This window comes from Cupriavidus sp. SK-4 (genome assembly GCF_000611125.1).
GTDB lineage: Bacteria > Pseudomonadota > Gammaproteobacteria > Burkholderiales > Burkholderiaceae > Cupriavidus > Cupriavidus necator.
In genome coordinates, this window is record NZ_JFJW01000098.1 from 103,235 (window position 1) to 116,643 (window position 13,409).

The following is a 13,409-nucleotide window of genomic DNA, read 5'->3' on the forward strand; positions in this document are numbered from 1 at the left end:
CGCCACGTCTACGCCCAGGTGGCGCGGCTGGTCAATGTGGCCGGGCTGCGCGAGCAATAACGCCATACCGATTCAACACAGCGAAGAGCGAGCAATGATGAAGTCAACGGGCAGGCCGCTGCGCCGCAGGCAATCCGGGGTCACGCTGGTGGTGACGCTGGTGTTCATGGTGCTGTTCCTGCTGGTCGCCGTGGCCATGGTCAATTCGGGGCTGGTCAACGTCAAGGTGGCGGGCAACCAGCAGCACAGCGCCGAAGCACGCGACGTGGCGCAGCAGGCGATCGAGCAGGTGATCAGCGACGACTTCACCAAGGCGCCGGTTGCGGTGGATGTGCCGGTGGACGTGACGGGTGACGGCAAGGCTGACTTTGTGGCGCAGGTGGCGCCGCCAACCTGCCTGACGAGCCAGCCGGTGGCGCGGGTGCTCGATGTCGAGAACACTTCCGGCGATGACGAATGCTCGCTCGGCGTCAATACCGGCAACGGCAATCTTGTCATCGGCGCATCGGGCGCTGGAGCGGTGCCTTCGCTGTGCAATGACACCCAGTGGGAAGTGAAAGCGACGGTGAATGACGCCAATGGAACGGGCGCCGCGGCGCAGGTTCACCAGGGCGTGGCAGTGCGCACGCTCTACGGTTCGACGTGCCCGTGACGGGGTGGCTCCAATGGATTCTCTGAAAGGAAGGACAAGCATGGTGCGAGGATATGCGGTGCTTGCGAGTGTCCTGCTGACGCTTTGGCATGCGCCAGCGGCACTGGCCGAGGACATTGACCTGTTTACCGGCATGCAGAGCAATGCCGGCACGCATCCCAACGTGCTGATCCTGATGGACAACGCCGCAGCGTGGAGCGCAAATGCCCCGTTTACCTGCGACGTGCCCGGCGTGGTGTCCGATAGGAACCTCAATACCGATGTCGGCGTGGAGCAATGTGGCCTCTACAAGGCGATCTCGGCGCTGACCCGCGACCCTGCCATGACCGGCAAGCTGAACCTTGGGTTGATGATGTTCGGCCAGGGCACCAACCCGGGCGGGCAGTTCCGATTCCCGGCAGTGACCCCGCCCAGTGCGCCCGCCGGGCTGCGGCTGATGGACGCCAAGGGTGGAGAGGACTTTCTCACGTATATCAAGACCATCGATGTCGTCGACGACAAAGCAAACGGCTCCCAGGTTGGCGGCGGCATGCAAGAAGCCTGGGCTTTCTTTGCAGGCCAGCGAGGCTTGTCGGGTACCCAGTACAAATCTCCGATAACCAACCCCTGCCAGAAGAACTTCGTCATTTACATTGCCAATGCCATGAATAATGGCAAGCCGCAGGACACGGGGCAGGAGCCCTACAACGAGCTGGTCAAGGCCAATGCGAGCAAGGCGCAGTTGCAGCCGATCACCACGCCTGTCGGCAACAAGTACCTCGACAACTGGGGCGACGAGTGGGCGCGCTTCATGTACAACGCCGACCTGAATGCTGCTGGAAACACCGGCAGCAGCACGGCAACGCGCCAGAACATCATCACGTACACTATTGCCATCACGGAAGACGGCAAGAATTCGAAGGACTACGCCGACTTTGTCGGCAGCATGGCGAGCAATGGCGGCGGCGGCAACTTCGTGGTCAAGCTGGGAGATTTCAAGGCGCTCGCCGATGCGCTGCAGAAGATCTTCAATGAGATGCAGGCCGTGAACAACGTGTTCGCGTCGGTAAGCCTCCCGGTGAGCGTCAACGGCCAGGGTTCGTACCTGAACCAGGTCTTCATCGGCATGTTCCGTCCGGATGCGCAGGCCAGTCCTCGCTGGACCGGCAATCTCAAGCAGTACAAGCTCGGCTACGATTCCAGCAACAAGCTTGTGTTGTTGGATGCGGGCACGCCGGATTCCAGTGGCAACCTGGTGGTCAACAACGCGCTGAGCAATGCCGGCACAGGTTTCATCTCCCCCAATGCGCGCAGCTTCTGGACAGCGGATCCGCCAAAGCAGTTCACCTCTGCAGGCTACAGCTCGGCGGACATCGACAAGTGGCCGGCCACTGGCTTCTGGACCAATGCCATCGCCGATCTGAACGGGGCGAAAGAGGCCATCGACGGTCCCTTGGTGGAAAAGGGCGGCGCCGGCGAGATGCTGCGGGCACAATTCCTGACCGACCGCGGTCCGCGCCAGTTGTTGACGTGCCCCAGTCCGAAGTGTTCCGCGGCCGCTGGCCTGGCGCGCTTCGATACCGCAAATGCTGCGTTGACAGACAGCGCCGGCATTGCCGCGCTGAACTCTTCCGCCAGCGATGTGGCGAACCTGATCAACTGGGTGCGCGGCTCGGATGTGTTTGCTGCGCGGACGGACGACATACCGGCGAAGGAGACGATTAAAGGCCCTGGCGACCCGGTCACAGTGCGTGGTTCCATCCACGGGGACGTCCTGCATTCCCGCCCGGTGGCTGTGGACTACGGCGGCACCACCGGCCTTGTGGTCTTCTACGGCGCCAACGATGGCGTATTCCACGCCATCAACGGCAACCAGCAGAAGGGCATCAGCACCGATGCCGGCGTCGTGCGCCCCGGCGGCGAGTTGTGGGGCTTCATTCCGCCAGAGTTCTACGGCAAGCTCTCGCGGATCTATACCAACACGCCGGAGGTGCAACTGACTGGCGGGCCGACCGGGCCGGGTTTTGCGCCACGGGATTATTTCTTTGACGGCACGGCCACGGTCTACCAGAACATGAGCAGCCCCGCGGCTCCGAAGGTGCATCTGTACCTGACCGCGCGCCGTGGCGGCCGGCTCATCTACGCGCTGGATGTGAGCAACCCGGCGAAGCCAACGTACCTCTGGAGCAAGACCAACAGCGATATCCCTGAGCTCGGCCAGACCTGGTCGCAGCCGCGCGTCATTCGCGTCAAGGGCCGGGACGATCCGCTGCTGATCATGGGGGCTGGCTATGACACCAGTGAGGACAGCGACCCGGCGCCAGGCAAGAACGTCATGGGCCGCGGCCTGATCGTGCTTAATGCGATCTCAGGCGATCTCGTCTGGGCGGCATTGCCGGACTGCACCGGTCTGGCCGCCGGGACGTGCGTGACCGCCCAGATGCGGGCAGTCCCGTCTGACGTCACGGTGGTGGACCGCGATGGGGACGGCTACGCCGACAAGGCATACGTGGGCGATGTGGGCGGCAATGTCTGGCGCGCCGACTTCCGTTCCAGCAAGGGCAATACTCCGGAGTTCTGGACCATTGCCCAGCTTGCGTCCCTGGGCGGCGTGGGCAACGCTGCGCGCAAGTTCTTCTATCCGCCCGACGTGGTGCTGACCAAGAACTACGAGGCTGTGCTGATCGGCAGCGGCGATCGCGAACATCCCTTGTACTCGTATAACACCAGCCCCGATGCGGCGCAGAACGTCAAGAACCGCTTTTATATGCTGAAGGACCCCAACGTCGGCACGGGCGTGCCTTCCGACTGGACGCCCATCAAGGAGGCAATGCTGGCGGATGTGTCGGCCGCCGACGCAGAATACAAGGATTCACCGTTGTTCAGCGGCTTCTTCATCGGCCTGAGACCAGGTGAAAAGGTAGTCAACGCGCCGCTGACGGTCGGCCGGTACACCTACTTCGGCACGAATACCCCTTCACCGATTCAGACGGGCGCATGCTACCCGGACCTGGGAGAAGCCCGCGGCTATGCGATCTCGTTCCTGACAGGCAAGGGCGAAAGCCCGGATGGCTCCCGCTCTGAGAAATTCAGCACCGGCGGGTTGGCGCCGTCGCCGGTGTTCGGCATGGTCGCGATCGAGAGTAGCAATGGTACCCCCGCCAAGGTGGTGCCCGTCATGATCGGAACCGGCGTGCAGGATGGCAAGGGGGAAAACAATGGCAGGCCGCCCTTCCAGCCACGCGAACCCAGTCCGCCGAACGTTGGCAAGCGCAAGCGCGCCTTCTGGTACACGCAGACCGACAAGCAGTAGCCGGCCGCCATCACCGCGGCGCTGCCACCACAGCGCCGCCTTCCTCCTCCCACCACCCACCCCCCAACGCCTGCAGCAGCGCCGCCGAATCCGCCAGCCGGTCGGCGCGCGTCTGCGCCAGTTCCAGCGACGCCTGGCGCGACTGCCGCTCGGCATCCAGCACCGCCAGCTGGCTGACACCGCCGAGCTGGTATTGCTCCGACACCACCGCCAGCGTATCGCCCGCCTGCCGCGCGCTGTCGGCGCGTTCGCGCAGCGCGGCGGCATCGGCTTCGAGTGCACGCAGTGAATCGGCCACGTCCTGCAGGCCCTGCAGCACGGCTTGCCGATACGCGGCCAGCGATTGCTCATACGCCGCTTCCGCCGCGCGTTTGCGCGCCTGCAACTCGCCGCCGCGGAATACAGGCTGCACCAGCCCCGCAGCCAGGCTCCATACGTTCAGGCTGCTGAACAGGTCGCGCGCCGCGGTGGCCTGCGTGCCGCCGCTGGCGCTCAGCGTGATCTGCGGATACAGATTGGAGGTGGCCACGCCGATATTGGCCGAGGCCTGGTGCAGCAGGGCCTCGGCCGCGCGGATATCGGGACGGCGGCGTGCCAGCGTGGCCGGCAGGCTGACCGGCAGCGTGTCGGGCAGGTGCAGGTCGTCGAGGCGGAACTCGGGCAGTGTGGCCGAGGCCGGGGTCTGGCCCGTGTACACCGCGAGCTGGTGCCGCGTGGCATCGAGCTGGCGTTGCAGGGCCGGAACCAGGGCCTGGGTTTGCGCAAGCTCCGCGCGCTGGCGCTGCACGTCGACACGCGCGACGCCGCCCGCGCGCAGGCGTTCCTCGGTGATGCCAAGCTGGCGCTGCTGGGCCGCCGCCACCGCGGCGGTATCGGCCAGTTGCGCGCGCAGGCCGGCTTCGCGGATGGCCGCGGTGGCCACGTTGGCGGCCAGCGCCAGGCGCGCGGCTTCCAGTTCATAGCGCTGATAGTCCACCGCTGCCTGCAGTCCTTCCAGTTCGCGCCGCTGGCCGCCGAACAGGTCTAGCACGTACGACACCTGCACCGTGGCGCCGTAAAGCGTGAACGGGCCCGGGCTGGGGATCGCGGTGATGCCCAGGGACTGGAAGTCGACCTGCTGGCGCGTGGTGTTCAGTTTTGCGTCGACGGCGGGCCAGCGCGTCGCGCCGGTGCGCGCGGCCAGGTTCTCCTGGGCCTCGCGCAGCCGGGCGCGCGCTTGCGCGAGCGTTGGGCTGGCATCCAGCGCGCTGCGGATGGTTGTATCCAGCGCCGGGCTGCGGAACAGCGACCACCACTGCGCGGGCACGTCGGCGCCGGCGGCAAGGGTTTGCGCGTGGGATTGCCCGGCGGCGTCGGCGCTGTCGGCCGCAACGGTTGCCACCGGCTGAGGGCCCGGCACGTAGCCGGCGTCATCGGGCGGCGCGGGCGCGCGGAAGTCGGGGCCGACGGCGCAGCCGCACAACAGTGCCGCGGCGGCAAACAGAGGCGTGAGTCGTTGCATGGCCAACCCCTTCAGTCCAGCGTGCGGCGGTAGAAGCGCACCGCGATCGCCATCACCACCACGATGAACAGCGCCATCGGCCACACATTGGGCCATAGCTCGACCCAGCCGTTGCCCTTGAGCAGGATGCCGCGCACCATGCGGTGGAAATACGTCATCGGCAGGATGTTGCCGATGGCCTGCGCCCAGCCAGGCATGCCGGCGAACGGGAACATGAAGCCGGACAGCAGGATGTTGGGCAGGAAGTAGAAGAATGTCAGCTGCATCGCCTGCAGCTGGTTCTGCGCCAGCGACGACAGCGTGATGCCCACCGTCAGGTTGGCCGCGATGAACAGCAGCGCCGCCAGGTACACCGCCAGCACCGAGCCGACGAACGGCACGCTGAAGATCCAGCGCGCGGCCAGCAGCACGATGGTCGACTGGATCAGGCCGATGAAGATATAGGGCACGATCTTGCCGGTCATCACCTCGAGCGGCCGCACCGGCGTGGCCAGCAGGTTCTCCATGGTGCCGCGCTCGCGTTCGCGCGTCATCGCCAGGCCGGTCATCATCACCATGGTCATCGTCAGGATCACGCCCATCAGGCCGGGAATGATGTTGTATTGCGTGATGCCTTCCGGGTTGTAGAGCCGCTGCACCTGCACGTCGAAGGGCGGCTTGCCGCCGGCAAGCGGCGCCAGCGATCCCTTCAGGTCATGCGTGGCCACGCGGTAGGGCAGCTGCGGCAGCGCGGCGATGGCCTGGCCGGTGGCGGAGGGATCGGTGGCATCGGCTTCGACCAGCAGGGCGGGCCGTTCGCCGCGCAGCAGCCGGCGCGTGAAGTCGGGCGGGATGGTCAGCACGAACTGCACCTCGCCCTTCATCAGCGCCTCGCGCCCGGCCTGTTCGTCGGGCAGCGTGCCGACCAGCTTGAAGTAGGTCGATTGCTCCATGCTGGCGATAAAGGAGCGCGTGAATTCGCTCTGGTCGGCGGCAATCACCGCGGTTGGCAGGTGGCGCGGATCGGTGTTGATGGCAAAGCCGAACAGCAGCAGCTGCATGATCGGCAGCCCGATGATCATGCCGAAGGTGACGCGGTCGCGCCGCAGCTGCAGGAACTCCTTGAGCACGATGCTCCACCAACGCTGCAGCGAGAAGCGCTGCCGCGCGGCCGGCTTGCGGGCGGCTGTCATGGTGTGTCCCTGGCCTTGCGGGCCGCCATATTGTCTTCGGCCCCGCTCATCATGTGGATGAAGACGTCCTCCAGGCTGGTCTGGGCTTGCTCGACGCGCCGGCCCGGTCCGGCCAGCCGCGCGAGCGTATCGGCGAGCGCCTGCGCATCGCGCCCGGTCACATGCAGCGCGGTGCCGAAGGCCACGGTCTGCTCCACGCCCGGCGCACCCTGCAGCTGCTCCGACAGCGCGGCGAGGTCGTCGCCTTCCACGCTCCAGGTCGACAGATTCTGGCTGGCCACCACTTCATCGGCGGTGCCCTGCGCCAGCAGCTTGCCGTAGGCGATATAGGCCAGCTTGTGGCAGCGCTCGGCCTCGTCCATGTAGTGCGTGCTGACCAGCACCGCGATGCCGCGCGCGGCCAGCTGGTGCAGCTGCTCCCAGAAGTCGCGCCGGGCCTTGGGATCCACGCCCGCGGTGGGTTCGTCGAGCAGCAGCAGCTCGGGCTCGTGCAGCAGGCACGCCGCCAGCGCCAGCCGCTGCTTCCAGCCGCCCGACAGCGCGCCGGCCAGCTGCGCCGAGCGCGTGGCCAGGCCCAGGTCTTCCAGTGCGCGGTCGACCGCCTCGCGCCGGTTCGGCATGCCGTAGACGCGCGCGACAAAATCCAGGTTCTCGCGGATCGACAGGTCGTCCCAGTAAGAGAACTTCTGCGTCATATAGCCGACGCGGCGCTTGATCTCGTCTGACTCGCTCCGGATGTCGTAGCCCAGGCAGGTGCCCGCGCCGGAATCGGGCGTCAGCAGCCCGCACATCATGCGGATCGAGGTGGTCTTGCCGCTGCCGTTGGGGCCGAGGAAGCCGAAGATCTCGCCGCGGGCGACCTGCATGCTCAGGTCGTTGACCACGTGCTTGTCGCCGAAGTGCTTGTTCAGGCCGCGCACGTCGATGGCGAGTTCGCCAGCGCTGCCGTTGATTGCCGTGTTCATTGCCGTACCACTTCGACGGGCTGGCCCGGCCGCAGCTTGGGCGCATCGGCCGCCGCCGGGCGCGCTTCGACCAGGAACACCAGCTTGCGCCGCGTCTCGTTGCTGTAGATCACCGGCGGCGTGTACTCGGCCTCGTTGGCGACGTAGCTGATGGTGGCCGCCACCGGCGCGGTGCAGCCGTCGCAGCGCACCTGCACCGCCTGGCCGTTGCGCAGCGCGCCCACCACCGTTTCCGGCACATAGAAGCGCACCTTGACGTTGCCCGGCGGCAGCATGCGCACCACGGGGCTGCCCGCCGGCACCCACTCGCCGAGGCGGTAGGGCGTGTCGTAGACCAGCCCCGCCTGGGTCGCGGCCACGGTCTTGCGCGACAGCTTCCACTCGGCCTGCGCCAGCGCCGCGCGCGCGGCCGCCACCTGCGCGGCCTGCGCGGCTTGCTGCGCATCCCGGCCCGGCAGCCGGGCCACGTCGATATCGCGCTGCAGTTCGCGCACACGTGCGGCGTCGCTGCTGGCCTGTGCGCGCGATTCGTCCAGCTGCGCCTGCGCGATGCCGCCGATCTCATACTGGCGCTGATCGCGCCGCAAGGCCGCGGCACTGCGCTGCGCCTGGGCCTGCGCCTGCGCCAGCTGGGCACGGCTGACCTCGACTTCGACCGGGCGCTTGCCGGTCTTCATGTCTTGCAGCTGTGCCTCGGCTGCGCGCAGCTGGTCCTCGGCCTGTTGGCGCGCGGCGCGCTCGTCGTCGGATTCGAGGGCAAACAGCGCGGCGCCCTGGCCGACCTGCTGGCCGCGCTGCACCGACAGCGTGTCGAGACGCCCGGCGAACGGCGAGGCCACGCTGACGAATTCGCCTTCGACATAGCCTTGCCAGGTGTCGGCGCGTTCACGGCTGCAAGCGGCGACCAGCAGCACCGCCGCCAGCGTGGCAAGCACCGCTGCCGGCGGTTGCGGACGGGTGGGATGGGCGTGGTTCATGATGACTCCGGAGAAAGCCTGGACTTGCCGGCGTCGGGCGCCGGTGCCAGCCCGTGCGTCAGCAGCGCGGATACGTGGCGCACCAGCGTGTCGGTATCGACCGCTTCGCCGCCGGGCAGCCGGCGCCAGATATGGGTGGTGGCCAGCGGCAGCAGCGTCAGGCCGATCAGCGACGGCATCACCAGCGCCGGCTCCAGTCCGCTGTTGAGCTGCCCGCGCGCGATCGCGGCCGCCAGCGGCGCGCTCAGTGCGCCAGCGCGCTGCAGCGCGAAGCGGTCCAGCACGCGCTCGCGCAGGGCGCCGTCGGCGCTGGCGACTTCGCGGATCCACAGTCCGGGGAACCAGGGCGTGGCGGCCGCGGTGCGGATCAGCTGGCCGGCGATGCCGATCAGCATGGCCATCGGCTCGGCATCGCCGGCGGCGGCAAAGACACTGGCCACCAGCGGCTGCAGCTTTTCCTCGACCACGGCGTCCAGCAGCAATTCGCGGTCGCTGAAGTAGTAATGGACCAGCGCCGGCGTCACGCCAGCCTGGGTGGCAATCGCCTTGACCGGGGTGCCGGCCACGCCCTGGCGCGAGAACAGGTCGGTGGCCGCATCGAGGATGCGTTCGCGCTGGCCGGGCTGGCCGGCTGCGGGACGACCGGGGCTGCGGCGGGCGGAGGGTTTCGGTTTGGCGGGCGGGCGCGGCATGGGCAAACGGATGCAAGCGGTCTGCAGTGAATATTAATTTTTGCGTTAATTAATTCAAGGGCGGTTACAACGTCGGCTTTCCGGCACCCGCATTGCAGGTAGACATGTCATGGACGCTTGGCTAAGCTGCGGGCGCCGGAGCGCGCCGTCTCCGGCACTTCCCTTGCCGACCGTCTCTGCCGATGCCGTTCCCGCCACTTGCCACCGCTCCCGTTCATGGGGCGCTCCGTTTTCGTCGTGTGCTGGCCGCGCTGGCCTGTTGTGCGTGCCTGCCAGCGATGGCGCAGCAAGCGGAGCCGGTGCAAGGCCCGGCTGAAGTCGATAGCCCGTTCGCCTTCCACGGCCAGAGCACCTACATCTGGCAGCGCAAGCCATCATTCGGCGCGGCGTACTCCGGCGCCAACAGCCTGGGTACCGAACGAGCCAAGAGCTACTCGTTCAGCGCGACGCTGGATCTGGGACTGAAGCTGTGGCAAGGCGCGGAGTTCCACTTCAACCCGGAAGCCACGCAAGGCGTGCCGTTTTCCGGGTTGCACGGCCTGGGCGGCTTGTCCAACGGAGAACTGGGAAAGGCCGCCAGCACCAACCCGGTGTTCTACCGGGCGCGCGCCTTCGTGCGGCAGACCTGGGGCCTGGGCGGCGGCAGCGAAGCGCTGGAAGCGGATTTCAACCAGTTTGCGCGCACCGTCGACCAGCAGCGCGTGGTGCTGACGGCGGGCAACTTCGGCGTGCTGGATGTCTTTGACCAGAACGAGTTCGGCTCGGACCCGCGCACGCAGTTCATGAACTGGTCGTTCATGACGCATGGCGCCTTCGACTATCCGGCCGATGCGCGCGGCTATAGCTGGGGCCTGTCGCTGGAATACATCGGCGACGGCTGGTCGGCGCGCATCGGGCGCTTCCTGCAGCCGCTGGAATCCAACGGGCTGCGGCTCGACACCCGCATGTTCGAGCACTACGGCGACATCATCGAAGTGGAGAAGCGCTACCAGCTGGCCGGCCGGCCCGGCACCGCCCGCCTGCTGTGGTTCCGCAACAAGGCGCGCATGGGCGCGTTCAGCGATGCCATCGGCTTCGGCATGGCCAACAACACCACACCGGACGTCGCCGACGTGCGGCGCGAGCACGCCAAGAGCGGCGTGGGCGTGACACTGTTGCAGCAGGTCACGGATTCACTGGGGATGTTTGCGCGCGCCAGCCTGTCAGACGACAAGACCGAGACCTACGCCTTCACGGAGATCGGCCGCCAGGTTTCGGCGGGCGGCGTGCTGAACGGCGATGCGTGGGGACGGGCGCGCGATGCGCTGGGCGTGGCGGTGGCGATCAACATGCTGGGCCCAAACCACCGCAACTACCTGGCCGCGGGCGGGCAGGGCGCGTTCCTGGGCGACGGTGCGCTGCGCTACGGGCCCGAGCAGATCCTGGAGATCTACTACAGCTTCCAGCCGGTGAAGTACCTGAGCATGAGCCCGGACTTCCAGTACGTGCGCAACCCCGGCTACAACCGCGACCGCGGGCCGGCGAAGTTCTACGGGGTGCGGTTTCACGGGGAGTTTTGAGGGGGTAGGGCGCTCGTACTTGGCGATGCCGTTTCAAATCCCGCGAGCCGGTCCCCTCTCCCGCTTGCGGGAGAGGGGAGCAAACAATCGGCAGGGTTGAACTTCACTGCCGCGCGTTGCGCTTGTTATCCGGCCACGCCGTGTTGTAGTTGGTGCGGAACGGATTGATATCGAGCCCGCCGCGGCGCGTATAGCGCGCATACACCGCCAGCTTGACCGGCTTGCACTCGCGCATCACGTCCATGAAGATCCGCTCTACGCACTGCTCGTGGAACTCGTTGTGGTTGCGGAACGAGATCAGGTACTTGAGCAGCCCTTCCTGGTTGATCGGCGCACCCACGTAGCGGATCTGCACGCTGCCCCAGTCCGGCTGCCCGGTGACCAGGCAGTTGGACTTGAGCAGGTGCGACACCAGCGTTTCTTCCACCGGGGTTTCTTCCTGGTCCGCGCTGAGCAGCTCGGGCGCGGGCTCATAGCGGTCCACCTCGATATCGAGCCGGTCCAGCAGCAGGCCGTCGAGCTCGCCCATCTTCTGCGTGCCCAGGTCCGCTTCAGTCACCAGCCGCACCTGTACGGTGCCGCCGGTAGCCTCGGACAGGTCGTGGTGCAGCAGCTGCTGCAGCGCCTCGGGCGAAGCAATCCTGGTCTGGTTGAACGAGTTCAGGTACAGCTTGAACGACTTGGACTCGATGATATTGGGTGTGTCCGACGGGATGATGAAGGTGGCCAGCGCCACCTGCGGCTTGCCCTTCAGGTTCAGCCACGACAGCTCGTACGCGTTCCAGATATCGACGCCGAAGAACGGCACCGGCTTGCCTTCGGGCAGGCCGATCTCGGTGCGCTTGGGCTGGCGCGGGATCGGGAACAGCAGCGAGGCGTCGTATTCGGTCTTGTAGGCCGAGGGCTTGCCCAGCGGCGAGTGTTCAGGGAGGCTCATGGGGCGCTCAGCAGGTGTCAGGACAGGAACAGCTTGTACACCGGGTTGTCGGTCTCGTCCCAGTGTACGTAACCCAAGGTTGAAAGGAAGGCGCGGAAGGCGCGCTTCTCGTTCTTCGGCACCTGGATGCCGACCAGGATGTTGGAGGTATCCGCACCCTGGTTGCGGTAGTGGAACAGGCTGATATTCCAGTTCGGGCTCATGCTGGACAGGAACCTCATCAGCGCGCCCGGCCGCTCGGGGAACTCGAAGCGGAACAGCAGTTCGTCATGCGCTAGCGCCGAGCGCCCGCCCACCATGTAGCGGATATGCTGCTTGGCCAGTTCGTCGTTGGACAGGTCCAGCGTGTCGAATCCGTGCTTGCGGAAGCTGGCGGCGATCTTGTCGTTCTCGGCGCGGCTGGCGATCTGCACGCCGACGAAGATATGCGCCATGCTGGTATCGGCGATGCGGTAGTTGAACTCGGTCACGTTGCGCGTGCCCACCAGCTCGCAGAAGCGCCTGAAGCTGCCGCGCTCTTCCGGGATGGTCACGGCGAACACGGCTTCGCGCGCCTCGCCCACCTCGGCGCGCTCGGCGACAAAGCGCAGGCGGTCGAAGTTCATGTTGGCGCCGCAGGCGATTGCCACCAGGTGCTGGCCCTTGAGCTTCTCGCGCTCGGCGTAGGCCTTCAGGCCCGCCACGGCCAGCGCGCCGGCCGGCTCCAGGATGCTGCGGGTGTCCTGGAACACGTCCTTCAGGCCCGCGCAGATGGCGTCGGTATCCACCAGGATGATGTCGTCGACCAGCTCGCGCGTGATGCGGAAGGTTTCCTTGCCGACCAGCTTGACCGCGGTGCCGTCCGAGAACAGCCCCACTTCCTTCAGCTCGACGCGCTTGCCGGCGTCGACCGAGCGCTTCATAGCGTCAGAGTCCACCGTCTGCACGCCGATCACCTTGATCTCGGGGCGCACCGCCTTGATGTACGAGGCGATGCCCGAGATCAGCCCGCCGCCGCCGATGGCAACGAACACGGCATGGATCGGGCCCGGGTGCTGGCGCAGGATCTCCATGGCGATGGTGCCCTGGCCAGCGATGACCTCGGGATCGTCGAACGGATGGATGAAGGTCAGCTTGTGCTTTTTCTCCAGCTCCGCGGCATGGTTGTAGGCGTCGCTGTAGGACTCGCCGTGCAGCACGATTTCCACCCACTGGCCGCCGCGTTCGCGCACGGCGTCGATCTTCACCTGCGGCGTGGTGACCGGCATGGCGATGATGGCCTTGCACTGCAGGCGCGCCGCGGACAGCGCCACGCCCTGCGCGTGGTTGCCGGCCGAGGCGGCGATCACGCCGCGCCTGAGTTCTTCCGGCGTCAGCGAGGCCATCTTGTTGTATGCGCCGCGCAGCTTGAAGGAGAAGACCGGCTGGGTGTCCTCGCGCTTGAACCAGACCGCATTGCCGGTGCGCGCCGACAATTGATGCGCGTAGGTCAGTTCGGTCTCCTGCGCCACGTCGTAGACCTTGGCGGTCAGGATCTTCTTCAGGTAGTCGGGTCGGGCGGCGGACATGCGGGTCATGGTCTCAGGGCGGGCCGTGGGGCGGCGCAAAAAAAGGCGGAAATTCTGGCGGAAACCGTCAATGATAAAGGATGGCGGCGACTTCCACCCGGCCCGGGCCGCCCGC

Annotated in this window: 10 protein-coding genes; 3 read left to right on the forward strand and 7 right to left on the reverse strand. The window is 66.7% G+C overall.

Features of this window, described 5'->3' with window-relative positions; translation table 11 throughout:
• Window positions 1-94: 94 nt before the first annotated feature.
• Window positions 95-652 carry a PilX N-terminal domain-containing pilus assembly protein gene (locus tag CF68_RS21550; RefSeq protein ID WP_084187372.1) on the forward strand — a complete coding sequence of 186 codons (558 nt, stop codon included), beginning with the start codon at window positions 95-97 and terminating at the stop codon, window positions 650-652.
• A gap of 40 nt (window positions 653-692) precedes the next feature.
• A complete protein-coding gene (locus tag CF68_RS21555) occupies window positions 693-3,944 on the forward strand; it encodes a pilus assembly protein (RefSeq protein ID WP_035822706.1) in 3,252 nt (1,083 codons plus the stop codon).
• 10 nt (window positions 3,945-3,954) lie between these two features.
• Here the strand turns inward: CF68_RS21555 and CF68_RS21560 are convergent, their stop codons facing one another.
• From CF68_RS21560 to CF68_RS21580, 5 genes are read right to left on the reverse strand one after another with little or no spacing between them, the layout of a single operon-like run.
• Window positions 3,955-5,445 carry an efflux transporter outer membrane subunit gene (locus tag CF68_RS21560; RefSeq protein WP_035822708.1) on the reverse strand — a complete coding sequence of 497 codons (1,491 nt, stop codon included), beginning with the start codon at window positions 5,443-5,445 and terminating at the stop codon, window positions 3,955-3,957.
• A gap of 11 nt (window positions 5,446-5,456) precedes the next feature.
• Window positions 5,457-6,617 (reverse strand): ABC transporter permease, encoded by a 1,161-nt coding sequence (locus CF68_RS21565; RefSeq protein WP_035822710.1) that lies wholly within the window; start codon window positions 6,615-6,617, stop codon window positions 5,457-5,459.
• Window positions 6,614-7,582, reverse strand: a complete 969-nt coding sequence (locus CF68_RS21570; RefSeq protein WP_035822711.1) for an ABC transporter ATP-binding protein — start codon at window positions 7,580-7,582, stop codon at window positions 6,614-6,616. The genes CF68_RS21565 and CF68_RS21570 overlap by 4 nt, the downstream gene beginning before the upstream one ends.
• Window positions 7,579-8,559 carry an HlyD family secretion protein gene (locus tag CF68_RS21575; RefSeq protein ID WP_035822712.1) on the reverse strand — a complete coding sequence of 327 codons (981 nt, stop codon included), beginning with the start codon at window positions 8,557-8,559 and terminating at the stop codon, window positions 7,579-7,581. Before CF68_RS21575 ends, CF68_RS21570 begins: the two co-directional genes overlap by 4 nt.
• On the reverse strand, window positions 8,556-9,251 hold the full coding sequence (locus CF68_RS21580; protein WP_035822714.1) for a TetR/AcrR family transcriptional regulator: 696 nt from the start codon (window positions 9,249-9,251) through the stop codon (window positions 8,556-8,558). The genes CF68_RS21575 and CF68_RS21580 overlap by 4 nt, the downstream gene beginning before the upstream one ends.
• Window positions 9,252-9,433: 182 nt before the next feature.
• Here CF68_RS21580 and CF68_RS21585 point away from each other — a divergent pair, with 182 nt between their 5' ends.
• Window positions 9,434-10,810 (forward strand): carbohydrate porin, encoded by a 1,377-nt coding sequence (locus tag CF68_RS21585; protein ID WP_152548529.1) that lies wholly within the window; start codon window positions 9,434-9,436, stop codon window positions 10,808-10,810.
• A gap of 103 nt (window positions 10,811-10,913) precedes the next feature.
• Here CF68_RS21585 and queF read toward each other — a convergent pair whose 3' ends face one another.
• Together queF and ilvA are read right to left on the reverse strand one after the other, a co-directional pair.
• Window positions 10,914-11,747, reverse strand: coding sequence for an NADPH-dependent 7-cyano-7-deazaguanine reductase QueF (gene queF / locus CF68_RS21590; protein WP_035822718.1), 834 nt, complete (start codon window positions 11,745-11,747; stop codon window positions 10,914-10,916).
• Between the two features lie 17 nt (window positions 11,748-11,764).
• Complete coding sequence (gene ilvA / locus CF68_RS21595; protein WP_035822720.1) at window positions 11,765-13,303, reverse strand: threonine ammonia-lyase, biosynthetic; 1,539 nt, start codon at window positions 13,301-13,303, stop codon at window positions 11,765-11,767.
• Window positions 13,304-13,409: the final 106 nt, after the last annotated feature.

Excerpts from the sequence above, each read along its gene's own strand:
- CF68_RS21580 (WP_035822714.1), bottom strand. The coding sequence starts at position 9,251 with ATGCCGCGCCCGCCCGCCAAACCGAAACCCTCCGCCCGCCGCAGCCCC.
- CF68_RS21565 (WP_035822710.1), bottom strand. The coding sequence starts at position 6,617 with ATGACAGCCGCCCGCAAGCCGGCCGCGCGGCAGCGCTTCTCGCTGCAG.
- CF68_RS21560 (WP_035822708.1), bottom strand. The coding sequence starts at position 5,445 with ATGCAACGACTCACGCCTCTGTTTGCCGCCGCGGCACTGTTGTGCGGC.
- CF68_RS21575 (WP_035822712.1), bottom strand. The coding sequence starts at position 8,559 with ATGAACCACGCCCATCCCACCCGTCCGCAACCGCCGGCAGCGGTGCTT.
- ilvA (WP_035822720.1), bottom strand. The coding sequence starts at position 13,303 with ATGACCCGCATGTCCGCCGCCCGACCCGACTACCTGAAGAAGATCCTG.
- CF68_RS21585 (WP_152548529.1), top strand. The coding sequence starts at position 9,434 with ATGCCGTTCCCGCCACTTGCCACCGCTCCCGTTCATGGGGCGCTCCGT.
- queF (WP_035822718.1), bottom strand. The coding sequence starts at position 11,747 with ATGAGCCTCCCTGAACACTCGCCGCTGGGCAAGCCCTCGGCCTACAAG.
- CF68_RS21550 (WP_084187372.1), top strand. The coding sequence starts at position 95 with ATGATGAAGTCAACGGGCAGGCCGCTGCGCCGCAGGCAATCCGGGGTC.
- CF68_RS21570 (WP_035822711.1), bottom strand. The coding sequence starts at position 7,582 with ATGAACACGGCAATCAACGGCAGCGCTGGCGAACTCGCCATCGACGTG.
- CF68_RS21555 (WP_035822706.1), top strand. The coding sequence starts at position 693 with ATGGTGCGAGGATATGCGGTGCTTGCGAGTGTCCTGCTGACGCTTTGG.